The sequence below is a fragment of the Aureispira sp. CCB-E genome (assembly GCF_031326345.1).
In the GTDB taxonomy this organism is placed as follows: Bacteria; Bacteroidota; Bacteroidia; order Chitinophagales; family Saprospiraceae; genus Aureispira.
Window position 1 is genome coordinate 6,538,322 of the sequence record NZ_CP133671.1, and the last position, 21,435, is coordinate 6,559,756.

14 protein-coding genes are annotated in these 21,435 nt (G+C 34.8%); 7 read left to right on the forward strand and 7 right to left on the reverse strand.

Translation table 11 applies throughout. The features are described from left to right. The first annotated feature begins 647 nt into the window (after positions 1–647). Positions 648–2,258: a peptidase S8 gene (locus QP953_RS25335; RefSeq protein ID WP_309553320.1), complete on the forward strand. Its 1,611-nt coding sequence runs from the start codon at positions 648–650 to the stop codon at positions 2,256–2,258. Positions 2,259–3,283: 1,025 nt separating this feature from the next. Then, positions 3,284–4,993 (forward strand): peptidase S8, encoded by a 1,710-nt coding sequence (locus QP953_RS25340; RefSeq protein WP_309553321.1) that lies wholly within the window; start codon positions 3,284–3,286, stop codon positions 4,991–4,993. A 67-nt stretch (positions 4,994–5,060) separates the two neighbouring features. On the opposite strand, the gene QP953_RS25345 is transcribed toward QP953_RS25340, so the two are convergent. The 5 genes from QP953_RS25345 to QP953_RS25365 form a co-directional block, all read right to left on the reverse strand. Next, positions 5,061–5,654: a peroxiredoxin gene (locus QP953_RS25345; RefSeq protein ID WP_052597737.1), complete on the reverse strand. Its 594-nt coding sequence runs from the start codon at positions 5,652–5,654 to the stop codon at positions 5,061–5,063. A 25-nt stretch (positions 5,655–5,679) separates the two neighbouring features. After that, positions 5,680–6,567 (reverse strand): leucine-rich repeat domain-containing protein, encoded by an 888-nt coding sequence (locus tag QP953_RS25350; RefSeq protein WP_309553322.1) that lies wholly within the window; start codon positions 6,565–6,567, stop codon positions 5,680–5,682. Positions 6,568–6,584: 17 nt separating this feature from the next. Continuing rightward, positions 6,585–7,622 (reverse strand): uroporphyrinogen decarboxylase, encoded by a 1,038-nt coding sequence (hemE, locus tag QP953_RS25355; protein WP_052597739.1) that lies wholly within the window; start codon positions 7,620–7,622, stop codon positions 6,585–6,587. A 346-nt stretch (positions 7,623–7,968) separates the two neighbouring features. Beyond that, the gene (gene ppk1, locus QP953_RS25360) at positions 7,969–10,026 is read right to left on the reverse strand and encodes a polyphosphate kinase 1 (RefSeq protein ID WP_052597740.1); all 2,058 of its coding nucleotides are present in this window, start codon (positions 10,024–10,026) and stop codon (positions 7,969–7,971) included. 588 nt (positions 10,027–10,614) lie between these two features. Beyond that, entirely contained in the window at positions 10,615–10,791 is a 177-nt protein-coding gene (locus tag QP953_RS25365; RefSeq protein ID WP_309553323.1) for a hypothetical protein, read from the reverse strand. An 859-nt stretch (positions 10,792–11,650) separates the two neighbouring features. Between QP953_RS25365 and QP953_RS25370 the strand changes: the two genes are divergently transcribed. Beyond that, positions 11,651–12,154: a hypothetical protein gene (locus QP953_RS25370; RefSeq protein WP_309553324.1), complete on the forward strand. Its 504-nt coding sequence runs from the start codon at positions 11,651–11,653 to the stop codon at positions 12,152–12,154. Positions 12,155–12,385: 231 nt separating this feature from the next. Beyond that, complete coding sequence (locus QP953_RS25375; protein WP_052597742.1) at positions 12,386–13,276, forward strand: hypothetical protein; 891 nt, start codon at positions 12,386–12,388, stop codon at positions 13,274–13,276. Between the two features lie 86 nt (positions 13,277–13,362). Here the strand turns inward: QP953_RS25375 and QP953_RS25380 are convergent, their stop codons facing one another. Next, on the reverse strand, positions 13,363–14,721 hold the full coding sequence (locus tag QP953_RS25380; protein WP_309553325.1) for a glycoside hydrolase family 113: 1,359 nt from the start codon (positions 14,719–14,721) through the stop codon (positions 13,363–13,365). Between the two features lie 930 nt (positions 14,722–15,651). Between QP953_RS25380 and QP953_RS25385 the strand changes: the two genes are divergently transcribed. From QP953_RS25385 to QP953_RS25395, 3 genes are all read left to right on the forward strand, one after another. Beyond that, entirely contained in the window at positions 15,652–17,922 is a 2,271-nt protein-coding gene (locus QP953_RS25385; RefSeq protein ID WP_052597744.1) for a M48 family metallopeptidase, read from the forward strand. A 56-nt stretch (positions 17,923–17,978) separates the two neighbouring features. Further along, positions 17,979–18,800, forward strand: a complete 822-nt coding sequence (locus tag QP953_RS25390) for a hypothetical protein (RefSeq protein WP_052597745.1) — start codon at positions 17,979–17,981, stop codon at positions 18,798–18,800. 93 nt (positions 18,801–18,893) lie between these two features. Further along, a complete protein-coding gene (locus tag QP953_RS25395; protein ID WP_052597746.1) occupies positions 18,894–19,922 on the forward strand; it encodes a hypothetical protein in 1,029 nt (342 codons plus the stop codon). Between the two features lie 95 nt (positions 19,923–20,017). On the opposite strand, the gene QP953_RS25400 is transcribed toward QP953_RS25395, so the two are convergent. Then, positions 20,018–21,415, reverse strand: a complete 1,398-nt coding sequence (locus QP953_RS25400) for an alpha/beta fold hydrolase (protein ID WP_309553326.1) — start codon at positions 21,413–21,415, stop codon at positions 20,018–20,020. Positions 21,416–21,435 lie beyond the last annotated feature (20 nt).

Consider the following 21,435-nt stretch of genomic DNA (forward strand, 5'->3'; position numbering starts at 1 on the left):
TCTAGACAAAAAAGAAAATCTCTCTTACATCAAATTAATTATCAAAACATTAGCAATTTTAGATTTCTTAAAACGCATCACGCTCATACAATACAACCCAATGAACTAAACAGCAGTTATCTAATGACATAAGCCTACTTACAATAAAGTTAACTTTTTGCCCCCTTAAAACCACCTGCATACACACCTACTAATCAACACAAAATAAAGAATAATTAAATAAATAAAATTTTAAATAAATGTATAATACATTTCATTTTCTTAGTTTTTCATATTATATTAACCTATAATTGAAGAAACGAAATTTGCATAACCCTCAAAAAATGTCTTATTTCCCCTATACTTCTCAAATTGAATACCCGTGATTTTGTCTGAATGTCCCTTACAGACAAATCAGAATCCTACTACTTACACCTGTCCATAATTCCATTTATTCCCCAACTTGTTGTAAGTAAATCCCTCTTTTAAAACCTCCCCTTCAATATTAAAAAATAGCTCTTGTTAAATGTAACGACATTTCAACAACAGGTTTCCTATGTCCATAACTCCATAACATTACTTAACCACCAAACCTAACAAATATGAATATGAAACATTTACACCAATTCGTACTTCTAACTTTTTTCTATTTTTTATCTTATTCTACCATGGGTCAAACAAGACCTGATAGTGATGGCAATACACAACAATCAGGCACTTGTCTGGGGTGTACTATTAGCAATGCAATACAAGCTAGAGATGCTTCTTCTACCACCTTTGCGACTTTTGATGTTACAGGGTTACCCGTAGGCATTTTAGGTTTTCTCTCTAGAGATTATAATTTTAGCTCTAACCTTTCTATCGATGAAGAAATTACTATTGATTTCCAATTTTCGGACAATAGCTTATTAGCCTCTCTAGGAACAAATGTTGCCACAGCAATTATTTTCGATCGCTTACAGATAGAATTACTAGATGGTACCAATTCAATTGCGACATATGGTGGCAACGGCTTGCTTTCTAACCTTGCTACGGTAGACGTTCTCAACCCATCTACAGGTAGTTTTCAAGTCATTATAAAAGTCCCTGCTAACAATGTCAACAAAATATGTATTAAAACAGGAGCGTTGGTTTCTCTTGGAGCAGGCGTCAGCCCATCCAATTTGCTTGTATACGACATACGTTCCTCAATCACCAATCGTTATTATGCATCTAGATTTACAGGCAACTCTGGGCAAGTTGGTGCTTCTTTATTGTCTTGTATCAGTTGTGGTGTAACTCAAGAGGCTTTGGCTACAACCTACCTGTCTGACCCCAATTTAGAATACGCTCGCTATAGATGGGATTTAGGACTTACGTTATTGGGTTCAGAGTATCAATTCGCAGAGTTTGACTGGGGCGCAAGTCCTAATTACAATTTTTTGGGTGACCAAGATGGTATTCCAGATGCGCTCGTACTCACTCTACAAGAATCTAATGTAGCAGATTTAGGCTTATCAGACTTAGGACTCAACCTATGGAACTCAGGAGGAATTGAGCTTTTTGTCACGTATACCGATCTAACAACTGAAACGTATAATAATCTTTCCAATTTTTTAACAGCCAAAGTACTAGGTAGGCATTCTGGCAGATTTGATATCATATTTCATATACCATCTAGCAAAACTGTCGATCAAATTGAAGTAAGGCGAGTTGCCCCAACAGCGGGCTTATTTTCTGAATTAAGATTATATTCCATATATAGCATCCCCAACGATTTACTGCCTTTGGAGCTTGAAGCATTTGATGCCGTACAACACAAAAATTGTGTACAACTAAATTGGTCGACCCAACAGAAAGATATAGACTATTTTGAAATTGAACATTCTACTGACGCCATAGAATTTACTTCTTTAGGCGTAGTTGCTGCAACTAGTGCCTCTCTCTATACTTTTACTGATAACCAACCTGTACCAGCTCACAACTATTATCGGTTAAAAGTTATCGATGAATATGAGGAAGTTCAATACTCTCCTATTAAGAATGTTCATTTTAATGTTCCCAACTCTTACCACATTTATGCACAACAGAACCAACTCTTTATCAAAAACAATACTCCAATAACTGAAAAAGCCATTATTACTATAATGGATCTAAATGGTCGTGTCGTAAAACAATTGATCCAAAACAAAGAAGAGCGGCTTACTATCGTAGATTGTAGCACTTTAGGACAGTTATTTGCCATTAGAATCAAAAACTCTCAAGGGCAGTTTACTAAATTAATTTCCATCGTAGAGTAAATAGATTCCCCTCACAAAGAGTAAACATATCTTTGCGAGGGGATATTTTGTTAGTGTCTTATTCTTTTTTCATAAAAATAGATTGACCAAAAACAATAAAAACCATAAACAACTACTAATCAATCAATATTAAATCAATTAAAATAAAATACTAATAAAAAAACTCGTACCAACACTTGTTTTTTTATATTTTTTTTTATTACATTTATATAAAGTGAGGAATCCTACAAAGGAATTCACTACTTTCTCACCTCAATAATTTTGTATTTTTAAATTAAAATCTTATTTAATTTAAAACAACTTCATACTAAATTTTTTATAAACTGAAGTTACGTTTACTTTCTTCACACTTCATCATAGGTAAACATTTTAAAACAATACAAAATACACAAGTACTAGAATATCCGCATGCAACTTGCTCATGAGCATTCATTGTATTTGTGAAAACAAATAAGCAACACAGATTCTTCATACACGAATGGACTGTTATGCATTTTTAGGTTTCTCACATGATACATTTAATGAATTAACACAAGCACAGTTCCTATTTAGTCACACACATTTTATTAATAGCTAAGTTGTTAAGTCATCACTACACCTAAACAACAAGCCTAGTATGCGCTCTATTATTATGTTCTCACAAGCATAATAACTGAATAACCCATATACTCACTTTATTATTCACTCTAAAAAAAGTCGTACAATGATCACACAAAACTACTTCTTACCAAATCAAAAATGCTTGTTATTCACACAAATTGAGTTTTCTCATTGTAAAACAAAGTAATTTTTTGTCTACAGCTGTAATATAAGCGAACGTACGGGATTTGTTTTGTCATCTTCCTATCCCTAACAACAAAACACCTCCTTGCCTTCTTGCTTAATCATAAGTCTTAGTGTGTACTGTAAGCACAGCTGTGTTCCTCTTTCATGTCCCTCGTCATGTTTAAACGAAACCATTATTTGTCTGATAATGGACAGTACCCGTATGTCCCTATTTTATTAAAAAATGTAAATTAGAACCAATGAACACATTACTGAAAAAAATATTACTACCCATTGTCATTTTATTATTGATCCAAGAAGCTCAAGCGCAAACACGCCCAGATAAAGATCAAAATACACAACAATCTGCTACCTGTATTGCTTGCAATGTTGTCTCATCAGAAAATTCGTATGATTTAAATACCAATACTTTTTCTACATTTGATGTCTCTCCATTGCTTATTAACGTGTTGGGCTACATCTCTAGAGATTATTGCTTTCCAACAGACCTTCCTATGACGGATGAAATTAAGCTAGAGATGTCTTTTGATGATCCTAATATTTTTGGCTCACTCATTTCAACGACAGCCAATGCTATTGTATTCAATAGAGTAGAAATAGAACTGCTTGATGGGAATACTGTTGTCGCTAGATATGGAGGCAATGGGTTAGCGAGTCGATTAACAGAAATCGACATTATCGACCTTAATACCTCCAGATTTAATATGGTTATAAAAGTTCCAACAACTACTGTTGATGGAATCCGAATCAAAACAGGAGCTCTAGCCGGTATTGGCACAGGAATTACTCCAACTAATCTAAATGTATATGATATTACTTCTACAATGACTAATCGTTATTATGCTTCCAGATTTACAGGACACTCAGGGCAACATGGTGCTTCATTATTGGTCTGTTTAAACTGTGAGGTAGCCCAAGAGAGTCTTGCAACAACCTACTTTGCAGACCCTAACATGGAATACGCAACTTATCGATGGGAACTCGGTTTGAGTTTACTTGGTTCAGAGTATCAATATATAGAGTACGACTGGGGAAACACTCCTAATTATGATTTGTTAGGAGATCAAGATGGAATTCCTGATGCACTTACCTTTGTCTTACAAGAAGTTGATCTAATTGATATGGGGCTTGCTGACTTGGGAATTAATCTTTGGAATAGTGGCGGTATTGAATTTCTAGTGACTTATACAGATTTAACTAGTAGCATATATAGCAACAATTCTAGTTTTCTCAATGCTAAATCTATTGGTAAAGGATCTGGAAGATTCCAAGTTGTCTTTGATATCCCGCAAGGCAAAACAGTTGATCGGGTTGAAGTTCGACGAGTAGCCCCTAGTATTGGCTTGTTTACAGAATTAAGACTTTATGCCATCTTCTCAGTTGTTGCAGGTACACTCCCGCTAGATTTATTAAGCTTTGATGCTCAAAAAGAACAACAAAATGGCAATGGAGAACAAAAAACTGTAAAACTACATTGGACTACTGCGCAAGAACTTAATGTAAGTCACTTTGAAGTTCAACGGTCTAGAGATGGAATTGAATTTGAAACAATTGCCGAAATAAAAGCAAAGAATCAAGTCTTTAATAGTTATACTAGTACGGATTATTATCCTATGCTTCAAGACAATTACTACCGTTTAAAAATGGTTGATGTTGATTTAACAACGACTTATTCAAAAGTTAGAAACATTCATTTTAATGGATCTGATTCTTATCATTTATTTCAGTCCTCAGATGAGTTAGTTTTACAAACTAGTGTTCCTCTAACAGAGGATGTAACCATACTAATAGCTAGCTTAGATGGTAAAGTATTGCATCAAACTATTTTTAAAAAAGGTGAAACTATTGCTAGGATAAATACAAGTTCATTTGGTACTGTTTTTCATGTTGTCTTAAAAGAAAACACTCCACAAAATACAGGTTTCTCTCAACTAGTCTATAACAGATAAATAGTATGCTTTTTCAGTTTCATTTAGTAAAAAAGCTATTCTCAAGTAGAGGATAGCTTTTGTATTTTTATTTTTTTATCAACCGTTCAATGTGAGGCTTTACTTCGGTATAGGTATGTGTTGCATCAAAAGCACTTGCTCCAATAAACACTTGCTGAATCACCCCCTTTTGATCTATCAAAAATGATGTTGGATACGTAGAAACATCCATTTGTTTGGCAATATCTGCTCTATCTGCTACTACTGGATAGCGCATATTTTTCTCGGTCACTAATTTTTCGGCTACTTCTTTTTTATCCGTTCCTACCGAAAGAACTACCAAGTTTTTACTTTTATACTGCTCCTGTAATTCATTAAGACTAGAAATCTCCGTTATACATGGCTTACATGCAGCAAACCAAAAGTTCAACAGAACAATTTTGCCCCCCATATCAGCCAAATTATATGTTTTCCCCTTTAAGGTTTTTAGAACCAATTCTGGAACTTTAGTACCAATGTACTTATTTTTTTTTCGATCCAAATATGCCTGAAACTCTTGTTCCCCCTTGTCTACTTTTCCTGTATTTCGATTATTATTAACTGAAATATTAGAAGATGATTGGCAACCTATAAACCAACAGCAGGCTGCCCATACTAGTATATATTTTTTAAATCTTGTCATAGCAAATTGTTCTTCCTATTTCATATCAATCAAATTTCCAATAAGGTTTATCAAAGTCTACATCTGGTAGCCAATCTTTTAAATTATCTAAATTAAACTTAGCCACTACTTCAGGCAATTCTAAATCTCTTAATCGATAGAGACGCCCCAACATTCTAGGTTCTATATCAACCATGGGGTTGTGTTGCATTTTTAAGACTTCTAACCTCTTAATATCACAAACAGAGCGAGGGCAATTTTTTAGTTCGTTAGAAGTTAAATCCAGAATTCTCAAATTAACCAATTGTCCTAGATCCGCTGGCATTTCGGTTAATTTGTTATTGGATAAATAAAGTTCTTCCAAACTAGTTGCATTGGTTAAGCTTTCTGGAAGAAAGTTCATTCGACAATCTTCAACATATAGCCGCTTTAAATTAGGCAATTCGCTGGCTGCAACTAGCACAGGGTGCTGATTCCAATAATGCTTTGCTTTCCATTGCAGTTCTTCAATCCGTTTAAACTTAGGCAAAATAGCAGCAAAGGTTGCAATTTCGCTATACTGCCCAAAAAACTTGGGGCTAATAATTAATTGTTCGAAATGATTTAAGAAAGCATCGTTTTCCTCTTTTTCTGCCCAGAAAGTCATTTTTTCTGCCGACTGCTCAACCATTCCATACATTTCATCATCCCACTCCAATTCTAAGCCCAACATAAACATAGCTGCCAACTCATGATTGCTCATATCGTCGCTTGCAATAAGCTGCTTAATCTGTGCAAACTGTTGTTCTTCCTCAGACAAGGAATTTTCTTCGACTAGCACTTCTGTCTCCATCGGTTGTGCCTCCTCTTCCAATATTTCTAGCTCTGTTTTCTCAGAAACAGGCGGCATTTCGTTGGGCAAAAACCACTGTCTTATTTTCGAAAAAAATCCCATGTCTTCAATTTCTATAATTATAAGTTAGAAGCGTAATCAAACGACTTCACGGTATCCACAAATGCTTTAACTCCATCTAAAGGAGTATCAGGATACACCCCATGACCTAAATTTGCAATATGATGAGGACCATAAGCACGCAACATTTCTTGTGTCATAGACCGAATTGTTTTATGATCAGCATACAGGGCACAAGGATCCAAATTTCCTTGTACAACTTGTGTTTTTCCCAACAAAGAGCGAACATCTTTAGGTGTCTGCAACCACCCCAGCCCCACGACATCACAACCTGCTTTTGCTATTTCTGGCAAAGAATGCCATGCCCCTTTTGCAAATAAAGTTACAGGAACAACATCAATAGCCTCGGCAATTCGTTGCATATAAGGCAAAGAGAACGTTCTAAAACTATCAGGCGTTAACACAGCTGCCCAAGAATCAAATACTTGAATTAAATCTGCGCCCGATTTAACCTGTTCTCTTAAATAAGCAATGGTAGAAGTGGTAATTTTGTCTAGCAATCGATGTGCTAAAGCAGGATTTTGGTACAACAATTTTTTAGCTTTAGAAAAAGTCTTACTTCCCTGCCCCTCTAACATATAACAAAAGATGGTAAATGGAGCACCGGCAAAGCCAATCAATGGTACTCTTCCGTTAAGTTCCTTCTTGGTCAATTTCAAGGCATCATAAACATACCCCAATGTAGCAGCAGCAGCTTCTCCTTCAAACAAAGCATCAATATCTGCTTCTGACTGAATTGTTTTTGGAAAAAACGGTCCTTTGCCTGGAATCATTTCGTACGGCAGTCCCATCGCTTCTGGGATAACTAAAATATCTGAAAAAATAATTGCGGCATCTACTCCCAACTCGTCAACAGGTTGAATCGTCACTTCGCAAGCCAATTCTGGTGTTTCAACCAGTTCTTTGAAACCCGACAAACTAGCTCTCAATGCTCTATATTGTGGCAATATACGCCCAGCTTGTCGCATCAACCATACGGGGGGACGTTCTGTTTTTTCTCCTCTTGCTGCTCTTAAAAATAAATCGTTTTTTAACATTATTTTACTTTATATTTTAGTTAGTAGTTTGCTATTTTTTATTTCTAACAATAGTTCGTTGAAACCACGCAGTAGCAGCGAAGCTAAACTTTATTAGTTTAATAATCAGCAAGTTGCGCCTTTGTTGCGTTTTGTGTTAAAATTTTGATTATCAACTGCGCAGCACTCACGAAGTAAACTAATATAAATGTGCTTTTTTATCTTTTTGGTAAAAAAGTAAAAAAGCAACGAACTACTATTCTAATTGACCTGTTACCAACCAATTGCTGCTCTTCACAGTGTCAAAATTGTAGTCTTGTCATTTTTCATACCCCAAAACCGCACAAATTTAGACAATTACTGCTTTCTATTTATCTGTTTTTCGTAATAATTTATCTTGATAATACACATACATCTGATGTTGTGATCTCCTTGGAGAAGAATCGTTGTGCTTATACTCATTCTTTTGCTTAGCGTCTATAATCCGAGCCTTGACATTGTCTTTGAATTGTATGTTCAAAAAATCCTTGATTTCTTTTTGCAAATCTTTGGCATAAATCGGGAACGCACATTCAATTCTATAGAATAAATTACGTGTCATCCAATCGGCAGATGAAAGGTATATTTTTTCATCTCCATTATTATGAAAACGATAAATTCTAGTATGCTCCAGAAAACGATCAACGATACTAATAATTTTTATATTCTCACTAAAACCACTTTGATTGGGAACCACACTACAAACCCCTCTAATAATCATCTTAATTTTCACCCCTGCATTGCTAGCCTCATACAAACGAGCAATCATTCTAGAATCTTGAATACTATTCAACTTCAAAGTAATTGCAGCCTTTCTACCAGCCTTGGCGTGTTCTATTTCTTGTTCAATTAACTGGTATATATTTCGTCGCATTCTAAACTGCCCAACCAACAGATGTTTAAACGGCTTTTCTGGACGTTTTTTGTACTCCAAAAAATCAAAAACCTGCTCTACTTCCTTTGTCAATCGTTTATCAGCCGTCATAAAACCGAAATCACTATAAATTCTAGCCGTATCTTCGTTAAAGTTTCCCGTCCCCATATAAGCGTAATGCTTAGATTTTCTAGTAATCAGCAACAGCTTCGCATGAACCTTGAGCTCAGGAATACTATAAATTACTTTTGCTCCCCAAGTTTCTAGCCGTTCTGCCCAGTACAGATTGGCTTCTTCGTCAAAACGAGCCTTTACTTCCATAAAGACCATTACGTTTTTACCTTCTTGAATAGCAAAACGCAAAGCAGCAACAATTCTTGAGTCCTTAGCAACTCGATATTGTGCAATTTTAATGTCGGTCACCTCTGGGTCCAAAGCTGCTTGCTCCAACAAACGAATAACATATTCGTATTTTTGATATGGAAAATGCAACAAATGATCCTTTTTCTCTATAACTGGAAACAGCTTGGGTTGGTTGTGCAAATCCACATGATTAAGTGGAGGCAAAGGAATATCTTGTAATTCTCGAATCCCAAAGTTCGGAAACTTGAAAAAATCATAATTGTTATGATATCGACCTTCTGGTTGCAAATCACCTTCTTTCACTTGCAAAGCTGCCGTCAAGAAATTCAATGTCCTATTCGACATCCTTCTGTCATATACAAAACGAGTCCCTCGCCCTATCGTCCTCTTTGCAATTCCCTTTCTAATTTTCTCAATTAAGTTTCCAGTATATTCGTCTTCTATGTAAATATCAGCATCTCTCGTCATTTTGATAGAATAGGCATCCCGAATATGATACCCTGGAAACAAACGAGGCAAACAATATCGTACCACATCGTCTAAGATAATAAGCTCTTTTCGTTCTGCGTTGCGGCTAGGCAGTTCTATAAATCGTGGAAACTTTTCAGAAGGTATTCTCACAACAGCATATCGATTGATATGACCTGCTGTTTTTAACCGAACTGCTAGATATATGGCATTACTAGGCAAAAAAGTTTTAATCTTATTTTTTACCAACAATATGGGTTGTAGATGTTGTATTAATTTTTCTTCAAAAAATCGATCTAAAAATAAATTATGATAAGATTTTAAATTTTTAGGGCGAAGTATATAAATACTGTGTTTAGCTAGTTCTGGTAAGATTTGCTCTTTGTAGATCGAATCAAACTCCAGTTGCTGCTCTGTCACAATTTGGCGAATTCGCTTCAAAATCAACTCTGGGGAAAAATCCATTTGACTCTTGGTCTTTTTTCCCAAACGAATCAAAGCTTTGATAGAAGCAACGCGCACTCTAAAAAACTCATCTAAGTTGGAAGAATAGATACCTAAGAATTTAATTCGTTCAAACAATGGTACAGACGGGTCTTTTGCTTCTTGGAGTACCCTATAATTAAATGAAAGCCAGCTAATGTCTCTATGTATAAAAGGAATATCTTTTTTGTTAAACATAAATGTATCGTTTTTCAATCATTTAGTTGATTTCTAGATTCCTAAATAAAGGGGTAAAAGCTTATTTGTGTAATAACTTTAACAACTTTATTTAAACAATCATCCAGAATAAATTATATCAAATTGAGCAGCAGCACATTGTGCCTCTGCTATTCAAAGTATTAAAAAGATGATTACCAACTTCATAGCATTTAAAAAGTCCATAACAGCAACCAATATCTATCCATACTAACTCATGCCTATAAAACATACAACTCTCCCCCCTGTCCAATGGTGGTTTTAATCAACCAAAGAATCGTCTTATATCCCTCTAATACCCAACACTCAAATATCATATAAAAAACAGCATATGGGTTATCAGCTGCATAGCACTCCCAAAGCAATATTAATATAGTTTAAGTAGACCAATGGAATTATTTAAACAATTGTTTAGTTTTCTAATTCGGATGAACTATCTCAGTAGTAAAAAAATAAAAATTTTGATGCTGTATTATACACCAAAAGTAACAAAGGATTTTATAATTACAGCATAAACAGAAATGAAAAAACCGATAGATTAGAAGTCTTCTTTTAGTTCTTTTGCATTTTTTAAATATTTATTGTTTTTATAGATAAAATACGCAAGTCTAAAACACTGTTAATTTGAAGGACTTGGCACAAATGAGCCGTTTCATGGCAAAAATGAAACCACTTGCTCTCTTTTTTTTTATTACTTTTGTAGTAATCGTAATTATAAGCAAAATCAATTGCCAATAAAGTTTTCATTTTTTAACAAAAAACAAATGAAGCTAAATTATCATATATAATCATTATCAACCTGCGAGAGCTTGGTACAGTGTACCAAAGGCATAGCCAAACAGTGCGACTTCGTGGTTTATAGAATTTTTTATGGACGATTACTTATGTAAAACTAAAAATACTAAAACACAAATACATAATTCAGTAGAATTTTCATTTACTCATAACAATCAACATCAAAAAATCAATTAATTACTTTTTTAAACACCCAAAAACCCTAAGAGTAAAAATCTAATGGATTATCAAAATGAGGGTAACAATACGATTGTTTCCTCCATAAACAAAAGCAAGAAACGAAACGCACTTACACACTGTTAATCAAACTCTTGCATTACAATATATTCCCAACACATTAAGCAGAAAGAAGTATAATTTTGTACAAGCACTCTCAGAAACGATATCAAAATGTTATTGAGATTAGCAAATGAAATGATTATTCTTACAACCACGTACAGAGAACTTGAACTAGACCAATCAAATACAGCAGCGTACTTTCTGCTCTATTTAGCAAAGAAACCTATTTTTAAACCTGCTTGAAACTTGAAATAAAAAATTTCAAGATAACTATCTGTTCATAAAAAACATAGATAAAAAATAATCTTATTTTTAGTGCTAATCGAAGGAAAAGAGTACTATTATTTGCAATGCTACTACATGCTTATTATTACTTTTCCTTGAACAATCACTTAAATTAAACTATTGGGAATCAAACACTCCATGTATATCCAGAAAGATTTGAAAAATGACTAATTTATCCAAATACGCCGTTGCAACTATTCTTTTGTTATCTTTTTTGCCTCTAGGGTATCAATTCTTGAGCCAAGGAATGAGTGCAGAAGAAATTTTTGCTGCTAACTTTACAACTGAAAAAATTTCAGATTTCAAGAATCAACGTGGCTTTGATGAAACACAGGACAAATTGAATTCAAAAGAACTTGAAGCAGAAAAAAGTGCCCGTATCCGTTCCAAAGCTATTATTTCCTATAATGGAAAAAAATACTCGGAAGCAATTAACTTATTTGAAAGTTATCTAGCCTCTAATGCATTCATCAAAAATAAATCAAAAATTGAGCTTTATTTAGCCAAAGCTTATTTAGCTGATAACAAACCACTTGAGGCAAAAAAATTACTAACAACCATAATAAAAACAGAAAAAAAGCGTATTAAACAAGATGCAGAGTGGTATTTGGTACTAACTTTGATTAAAGAGGATAGTGTAGAGCAAGCAAAAGCAGAATTGAACAACATTCTGAATTCCCAAACACCACATGCTCACAAAGATAAAGCGCTGAAGTTGCAGCAACAAATTGACAAATACTACGTACAATAGATATATCTTTTATAATGCTTCTACATTTAATTACCTCAAAAGAAGAAAAGTCTTGTCTTTGTATTCTTGTCACTTTTGTATCAAACTTCTTCTTTTTTTGACTAAATAAGGTTAGATTGCATTTGCTTATTTAAAGTTTTATTTTTTTTGATAATAAAAATCAAATAATTATCTTTACAAAGCATTATCTTATCTTACAAATTCTGTAATTTGACTAAAAACTAAAATTTTATGGTTGTAAGAACTGTACTCAGATTCACTAAATGTTTAGCTCTAATTGCCCTTGTTATTATGTTTTCTGCCGATGACGCTGATGCTCAGCGTGGAAAGCGAGGTAAACGTGGTAAAAAAGGCAAAGGGGGAGAATTGACAATCTTAAAAAACTTGCCTGAGTTTTTTGTAAACGATAATCTACTACCTAAATATTTAAAAGTCATTTATAAAAAAGACGCTGCCCGTTTGGCTCTTCGTCTAATCAACAAAGAACAACGTATTTCAAAACAAACGATACGTGTGCCAGAGGAGTTGGTGCAAGCTATCTACAATGCTTTGGTAGCGGTTCGTACTTCTGATTATGGTGCGATTGATACCATTTCAACCAAGTACAACGTTCGTTCATTTCCTATTCCTAATGTAGAAAGTATCATTTTGGTCTTTGAACACGATGCTCCTTGGGTGGAACCACTAAAACAACGCCAAGATACCACAGGAAGTGTTTCTATCAATAACCTCATTCGAGAATACAATTTAGTAATGACTCGCATGGTTTATCTTGACGAAGAACGAGCAGGTTTAGTTCTTCAATCTAGAGAACCATTAAATATGCCTGCTTTAATGATGAAGTTCTTTACAAGCGAAGGGGTTGGTTCTATTGAAGAAATTTTACCTTATGGAGATGGCAATGATATCAATATTGCTCGTACGAATGACGGGTGGGAAATTGTCTACAGTGTTAAATTTGGTAACTGTGTGAACCAATGTCAAAAATTCCATGAATGGAAATTTACGGTAAGCGAAGGAGGTGAAGTTGCTTATATCGGTGGCTCTGGACATACAATTCCGCCTTGGATTAATGCCAATGCACAAGCAAAAAAATATCCTGATGTTCTAAAAAAGAACTAAGTTGATTATAAAAAATAGATAAAAAAAGCTTTCTACATTGTAGAAAGCTTTTTTTTATTAGGTATTATAACTTCTATAAATGAAATTTAGTCGTCCAACTTAGAAAATAATCCCAAACTTGTTTGCAATGAATCCTTCGCCTCAGGTGTCAAGTGCAAAGCAAATGGCTCGTAGGGCAAGTGATAATCATGTGTTGTTAGTTTCCAGTATAAAATTCCTTCTAAGTTAATTCGCTGCTCTTTAACCACCTCATACAAAGCATCAATCGCAAATTTTCGTTCTTCCCAATCTGCTTCTTCCCTATCCCAAACAATAAGACGCTCATTCTGATTAGAGCCGACTATTGAAAAACCAAAACCTGTCCAAGGTTCTATAGTCGTATTTTTGCGGTTGATATATCCTAGTTCTGTAAAAAGCATCGGTTTATCTTTTAAATCATGCTGGGCACGAAAAGCATCAACTTGATCAAATACATTTTCCCAACCTCTTTTTAACGTTTTTTGCATCTTTTGAGGACTCACAATTGTTTGATTGGCATTTCTAAGCGCGAAGTAAGCATTGATTCCTATAAAGTCTAAGTCATCCCAAAAAGCAACTTCATGGTAATTATCAAAATTAGCCGCATAAGTTAGCTTTCCTTTATAAATTGTTCGGACTTCTTTGATTAGCTTCTTCCACTGATAAAGAGCTTGTTTTCTCCTTTGATTCATCAAAGCCAATCGGTTTCTTTTTCCTGCAAAAGTCGCTTGCTGCCCCCATGTATGATTGTATTTGATGCGGTCGTCTATATAGGCTCTTAAATTTTTATAATTATCATAACCTCTTACCCACAAATCTTCTTCCTTGAGTTGCTTTTTATACTTCAAAGCTCGCTGTTCAAATTTTCTTTGAGCAGGCACACTATTATAATAGGCATACAAAGAAGGCATTGAGTTCACTTCAAACGTGGAAACTAAAGCATTCATTTCGCTGCCAATACAAAACACATCGACTCCTTCTTGGGCAGCAATAGTAGCCCACTTCTTGGCAAAAGCTTGATATCGACCAAACCAATTGACCAACAAACTATCGTTCTTGGGCAATACCATACCGTGCCACATAAAACGATTGCGAACAAAGGCGTGATCTAAGGATACTCGAAGAATCAAAATAACATGTAAACCTGCTGCTTTGGCTGCTCTTATTTCAGATAATACCCCTTGATTTTCATCATCAAAACTCAAAGAATCACTGTCCCACTCTCCTTGTTTAGCATATATGGTTACCTCAACAGTATTCATGTTTGCATCTTGCAACATCTTAACCCAGTCCTCATTATTTGCTTCATTAATTTGAATACCGCCTAAATAGAACGTATCTGGCTGATAAGGTGCCTTATACTGTTCTCTACTAAATAACAAGAAAATAAGTGGCGCAATAAAAACGACTAGTAAAATTTTTTTCATAATAGAAAGTTATACAGACTATAGGAGGCTAAAAGTTGGATTCAAAAACACAATTCAAGATGCACAAAAGTCTGCTCCTCTAAATAATCTTTATGGTGGTCTTTTTAATCAGTTGTTTAAGGTTACTTTCTGAGCTTTTGTTGATAAATTTTTGATACGTCTCTTTTTAATACTACTTAGCGGTGCGGCTAATCTTATGCAACTTTCTATCGAAATAATGTTTTAAAAGTAAGCTAACGAGCATTTAGGTAGTACAGTTACCATGCGTTATATGAACGCTGTACAACATACCAAAAGCAAAAATGGGTAAGGTTATGCAAACTATTCAGCAGTTTTCATAAACGCTATTTATTAAAATTTGTCGAAGAAGACCTTTACAATATTTATAAAAGTAAACTAGTGCTTCTTTCAAATCTCCTACAATCAATCTACCTTAGAACGACCGATTGGTACAAATCTAACATTTACCTTTATCTTTAACTAAAAAACGCCTCTTAATTAATCCCTTGACCAGAAATCTGACGATTTCCTGATTGGCACACCTTTAAACTCCTCATATCCCAAAGACCAAACATTTGCTATTAAGATAGCAAAGTAGTATCTTTGAACACCGAATATAGGGTCAAAATTCAATTGATTTTAACTTCAAGTAGACCACAATAGTCTATTAACAAATACTAAAGAAGTAAATAATGCGTCAACGATTTTCTTTTATCAAAAACACATTGTATAAATTTTGATATTGGGACACCCATAAACATTCCTATATAAAATAGGAGCTTATAATCAAATGTTAAAACCTATCGTTTTTGAAAGTATCTTTCTCAAGCGTATAAAGGTCAATTATCGTTTTAAGTTGAGATAATGCCATAAACTACATTCCTCTCCCTTAAACACTAATCTATTCAAATCACTAGAACTAAAAAATTCATGTTAAAGTACACAATTTCCCTACTGTTAAGTCTTTGTTTCTGCGCTTGCCTATTGGCTCAAAATGTTGATTTTGACAATTATGAATTGTTAAAAAGCACAGGTACGATTCCTCAAGAATTTTTAACTCCATCGTCAGAAAAGTACAAGAAGGAGTTGGAAAAAGTAAACCAAGAGGCTAAAAAATCAGATCAAAAAGATGAGAAACAATTTTATTTAGAAAGTAATTTTGTTGTTGATGATTTGTTACAAAGTGCCAAAGTTTTGTTCAACGACCCAATTACTCAGTATATCAACCAAGTTGCTGATGAACTCTTAAAAAATGATCCAGAACTCCGTAAAAAGGTACGCTTCTACGCTGTTCGTTCGTCAGCTGTAAATGCATTTGCTACCAATCAAGGAATTATTTTTGTCAACATCGGACTGTTGGCACAATTGGAAAATGAAGCTCAGTTGGCTTTTATTTTAGCTCATGAAATCTCCCATGTCCGTCATGGTCATGCGTTAGATATGTATATGGAAGCTCAAAAAATCAACCGTTACTCTAGTCGATCTGATTTGCTTGAAAACACTTCTTTTGACGATAAAATGGTCGCTACTAATTACTATTCCAAAGAACTAGAAACTGCCGCAGACAAAGAAGGGTTAGACTTGTACTTAGCTAGTCAATATAGTTTAGATGATTTAGATGGCGTTTTTGATGTTCTACAATACTCCTACCTACCTTTTGACATCTTAACTTTTAAAAAAGAATTCTTTGAGAATGAATTCATTGAATTTCCAGAAGATTATTTTTTGCCAGAAGAAGAAATTAGTGAAATTAATGGCGAATACGAGGAAGATGAATCGAAAAGCACACATCCTAGTATTGATAAAAGAAGGGCAGCCTGTGCCGATATTGTTGCTAAAAACAGCTTTGCCAATCGCCAATCTTTTATTGTTAACAATCAAGAAGCATTTTTAAAAATTAGAGACATTGCTCGTTTTGAATTGGCTTATTACTATTTGCATGCCTTTAGATACCAAGATGCGATCTATGCTTGCTATATTTTGATGCAAAAATATCCTAACAGCTTCTTTTTAAAGAAAATAATTGCTAAGTCACTTTACGGCTTTACAAAATTTCAAAATGAAATAAAGGGCGTAAAAACCTATTCTATTTCTTATAGCAATGAGGGCATAGATTCTGAATACATGAGCAAGAGTGCTTACAAGAAAATAGAGGGTCCTTCTCAGCAGGTATACTATTTCTTATCTCAACTAAAACCAAATGAATTAACGGTATTTGCACTCCGTTATATTTGGGACTTGACAGCAGAACATCCTAATGATAGTGAGCTCAACCACATCAAAGAAGACTTATTCTTGGAGTTGGCTTACCACTATGACAAACGCTCTGAGTTTTCGACGCAAAGTATCGTTGAGGTTGAAGTGGCAGAATTAGCAAAACAACAGCAAGATAGTATTGACAAAGCTAATAACAATTCTACTTCTAATAAGAAACTGTCCAAATACGACAAGATCAAAAAACAAAAAAAGCAACAAGAAGTTATTACAGAGGATGAGGTTGAGGAGAAAGATTACGAAATATATGCTTTTAGAGATATATTAGAGTCCGAAGAATTCATCGACTTATTTTCTAAGGGACAACTTGAAAAAAAGGAACGAAACAATCGCACAGAATACTACAATAGTCATGAAGGTAGAGCTGAAATGCGTCGACGCAAAAAACGCAATGCCGTTGCACTTGGAATTGATTCCGTTTTGGTATATGCTCCTTACTATGTTAAGATCATAGATGGTAGAAAAACTAAAGTCGATCATTTGACTTCAGAGAAGAATCAAGCCCTGCTGACAGATTTACTACTCAAAAATGCCCAACTTGCTAAATTGGATGTTACGTTACTCAACACAGCTAACTTATCCAATACCGATGCTGAAGCGTTTAACGAACTTCGTGTTTTGTCTGAATGGATGTCGCAACAAAATCGTTTTGGCGGAAGTCTACTCATGAAAGGCTTTAATCAAAGCGCAACAGATGCTATTGTCAAAAAATATGGTGTTAAGTACCTTCTATTTACTGGAATTGCATCCCTTCAACGCCGCAAAACACATTGGATTTATTGGTCTGTCGTTTTTGATTTGACAACGGGACGCTATAGTGTTATAAAAGAAGATTATTACAAAAGAAAAGATACCAAAACGCAATTAAATGCACATTTATTTGATGCGCTGTTTCAAATAAAATCTAAACCCAAAGCAGGTTATTAACCTCATTTTCTAAATTTTAAATATTGCTCTTAGCACCATCATACAATTATAAAACCATGAAGTATTTTTTAATTTTTGTAATTACCCTTTCTTGCTTAGCACAGTCTACGTCTATGCAAGCCCAAGTTCCTGGCTATCAAGGGAAACGTTTTTTTATAGAACTAGGTGGTTCTTTCTTTTTTAACCTGGGTTACCCTACAGCTCAAAACAAAGGACCAAAATCATTTCCGTTTGATGCTCATACGGGACATTTTACCTTAAAAGATCGTTATAATATAGGTTTACAATATGTAGTTGGAAGAAAACAAAGTCTCAAACTAGCCTACAACTATCAAGTATCTGGTTTGAATGTTACGACCTCTACTCCTAGCCTATTTCAGTCAAGCAGAGATATTCACAATCTATTTTATCAACTCCATGCTCATGACATTAACTTGGGTATTAATTTATATGGAAGAGCCACTGCCAATCTTGCCCCTCTAGGTTTTTATTGGGACTTTGGATTGCGTTTTGTATTTGTAAATGGCAACTTGAGAGATCAACGCGTAGAATATGCTGACAATAGAGCCGATAATCGACCTTATCCAGATCAAGTAGCTGCATTGACGCACGAAACTTCCACGTTTATGTTGGGTGTTGCAGCTAGTTGGGGCTATCGAACTGTTATTGCCGACCGAATAACCTTTCGAGTTGGAATTGAAACTACTATTTTCCCTCAATACATTTTTGTTGGAAATCCTGGAGGTCCATTGCCCACTCCTTTTAATATAAGTGGCAATAATCAAGAAATCCATGTTTATCAATTAGAAACCATCCGCAGCATTCAAGATCGTTACCTTTTTGGGATACATATTGGAGTTGGTGCGCTACTCTTTTAGATGTGCCAATAATTTGGAGTATTATTTGAGGCTAAAAATATATTGTCCATTTAAACCTAATCTAACTCTTATCCTGATTAAATCTATTCTATTATGAAACATCTATATTTAAGTTGCTTGGCAATCGTTTTGTTGCTAGGTATTGGTAGTTGTACCAAATACGATCCAATCTATGGAGTTGCTGGCAATTCAGCAACCAATTCTGTTGAATTGAAAAAGGACTTGGCTTATATTCATCGCAACGATATTTACTTAGTTAACGAAATACTATCTGAGCGAAAAAAATTAACTAGTTCTCCTACTAGTTCTAAAACACATATAGCTCTTAGTCCTAAACACGATAAAATTGCCTATTTAAATGCTAATAAAACGCCTGTTATTATTGATACAGTAGGAGCACAAATTGCTGTTTTAAGTCAGTACAACAACGTTTCTGATATTTTTTGGCACAAAAACAATGGCAACCCAACTTTGGTCATTTTGGTAAATAATACCATCGAATTTTATGGTCCAAGCTTAGCCATTAGTAGTGATCCTTTTAGTTATGCCTTTCCTTCTGATGTAACATTTCGAGCCGTTGATGCTCTATCTATTAATGATAATCTGGATATTCTATTTACTTATAGATTTCAACGTCCATTTACCCCCACTTCGTCTTTAAGAAAGTATTATCATGGTGTTGGTGTTAATTTTAGCAATAGCAGTCTTGGCAAACAATTTGCTACAGAAGATGGTGTTTATTCACCTTCTTCGTCTTCTTATAGCAGTCAATCCTATCCTTATTATCATAGTATTACCTATAATGAAGCGAGTGATAATGCAACGATTGGTCTGATTACCAATGGGAGCGAAAATAACTATACGGCTTATTCAGTTGCTGCTTATAGTTACCAAGGAAGTACCAACCGTATAACTACACAAAGTACAACCTTAAATAATGCTGAAAATTATTATAAAGAGACGAATAGAGGTAGTGTTACGGCTAATCCTTATCAACTAAGAAAATACTTGGTCAATCTACCTCCTGGCGTTCCCCCTCCAACAGGAACTGCCAATACCTATACTATTGATTTTTTAACTCAAAATAATTCTGCGCCTACTTATTTTGATTGGAATCCATAATACAAAAATGGGATGTCACAACAAATTGTTCGACATCCCATTTTTATTTTATCTTAGTAGTCAGCGATTAGCTTGAGCAATCCAAACTATTGTACCTATTGCTTTTTCATCCAATCTAAAACCAACTCCATCGCAACAGGTGAAAAGGTTTCTTCAATCTTAACATATTCGTCTACTGCGCCTGTTTCGGCTGTTTGAAAGAGGTGATTTAAATTAGGTATGGCAACGGTTTTTACCTGTTGATTCTTGGCCATTTTCAAAGCTGCTTCGATAGCCTCTAAGTTAGGAGTAGCAGCAACTTGCAAATCTTTTTCTCCATTGATTGCCAATACGGGGCATTTTACCTTTTTTAAATATGCTTGAGGCTGATAGCGAATAAAATAACGCATCCATGGGCTATGTACTGTTGAAACGGTTTGCCTCAAAGCTCCCTCACTAAGCCCGACAGCCTTTCGAGTTTCTTCATCCAACAGCTCTACATCTCCTCGCACCATTTTTACAATATCTCCAACTCCTAATTCATCTTTTTTGTCTTGTATAATTGCTTCGTAAATTTTGCGAGTTACCTTTTGTGTTCCCTCTATCGCTTCGTCACTCAAGCCTTGTTGTTTCATAATATCATGGCTTTGTCTTATCAACAATTCATTGCCAGGAACTCCAGGACCTGCCAATAAGACAATAAAAGCAACACCTTTGTTTTTACTGGCAACCATCGGTGCAATCATTCCTCCCTCACTATGTCCTACCAAGCCTATTTTTTTCGCATCAATGCGATCATGTTTTTTCAAAAAATTAAATCCAGCCTCCACATCTGTTGCAAAATCCGCACTAGTTGCTTTGCTAAAATCACCTTCAGAACTACCGACTCCTCTATCATCAAAACGCAAAACAGCAAAACCATTTCTAGTCCAATAATCTGCCAAAACCCAAAATGGCTTGTGTTTTAAGATAGTCTCATCTCGATCTTGTGGTCCTGACCCAGAAATTAAAATCACCGCAGGGTGTTTACCATTTCCTTCAGGAATGGTTAATGTACCTGCCAATTTAATTTTGGCTTTTTTATTTTCATATTGCACCTCTTCAATCGAATAAGGAAAAGGGGCTTGAGGTTCTTGTGGACGAGCTAATTGCTTCGTTTTACCTTTTTTCAATTCCAAAGGAAACGATTGACCTTGTATCCATTCACCATTTATTTGCTGTTTATCATCGCTCAACTCACCGACAAATTTTGCCTGTGCTGCTTTCAAACTCATGCTAATTGTTTTATCTTTTTGAATAACCACATCATCCATTTTCAAGTCATAAGCCATTTGATCAGGGCTATCCATTAACGCAGTCCAAGTATTGTTCTCTCCTTTTTTAATATGAAAAACAAGGCGAAGTTCTTGCATGCCAACATTCAAATTTCCTTCCCAAGTTCCTTCCCAATCATTCTGAGCCCAAAGGCTTGTCGTCATCAATAAAATAAGGGTGCTAATTATTAGGTGTTTCATTGTTTGTAGTATTAATTTGT

Coding starts and splice junctions, on each gene's coding strand:
- QP953_RS25335 (WP_309553320.1), top strand. CDS start 648: ATGGGTCAAACAAGACCTGATAGTGATGGCAATACACAACAATCAGGC.
- QP953_RS25340 (WP_309553321.1), top strand. CDS start 3,284: ATGAACACATTACTGAAAAAAATATTACTACCCATTGTCATTTTATTA.
- QP953_RS25345 (WP_052597737.1), bottom strand. CDS start 5,654: ATGACAAGATTTAAAAAATATATACTAGTATGGGCAGCCTGCTGTTGG.
- QP953_RS25350 (WP_309553322.1), bottom strand. CDS start 6,567: ATGGGATTTTTTTCGAAAATAAGACAGTGGTTTTTGCCCAACGAAATG.
- hemE (WP_052597739.1), bottom strand. CDS start 7,622: ATGTTAAAAAACGATTTATTTTTAAGAGCAGCAAGAGGAGAAAAAACA.
- ppk1 (WP_052597740.1), bottom strand. CDS start 10,026: ATGTTTAACAAAAAAGATATTCCTTTTATACATAGAGACATTAGCTGG.
- QP953_RS25365 (WP_309553323.1), bottom strand. CDS start 10,791: ATGAAAACTTTATTGGCAATTGATTTTGCTTATAATTACGATTACTAC.
- QP953_RS25370 (WP_309553324.1), top strand. CDS start 11,651: ATGAGTGCAGAAGAAATTTTTGCTGCTAACTTTACAACTGAAAAAATT.
- QP953_RS25375 (WP_052597742.1), top strand. CDS start 12,386: ATGGTTGTAAGAACTGTACTCAGATTCACTAAATGTTTAGCTCTAATT.
- QP953_RS25380 (WP_309553325.1), bottom strand. CDS start 14,721: ATGAAAAAAATTTTACTAGTCGTTTTTATTGCGCCACTTATTTTCTTG.
- QP953_RS25385 (WP_052597744.1), top strand. CDS start 15,652: ATGTTAAAGTACACAATTTCCCTACTGTTAAGTCTTTGTTTCTGCGCT.
- QP953_RS25390 (WP_052597745.1), top strand. CDS start 17,979: ATGAAGTATTTTTTAATTTTTGTAATTACCCTTTCTTGCTTAGCACAG.
- QP953_RS25395 (WP_052597746.1), top strand. CDS start 18,894: ATGAAACATCTATATTTAAGTTGCTTGGCAATCGTTTTGTTGCTAGGT.
- QP953_RS25400 (WP_309553326.1), bottom strand. CDS start 21,415: ATGAAACACCTAATAATTAGCACCCTTATTTTATTGATGACGACAAGC.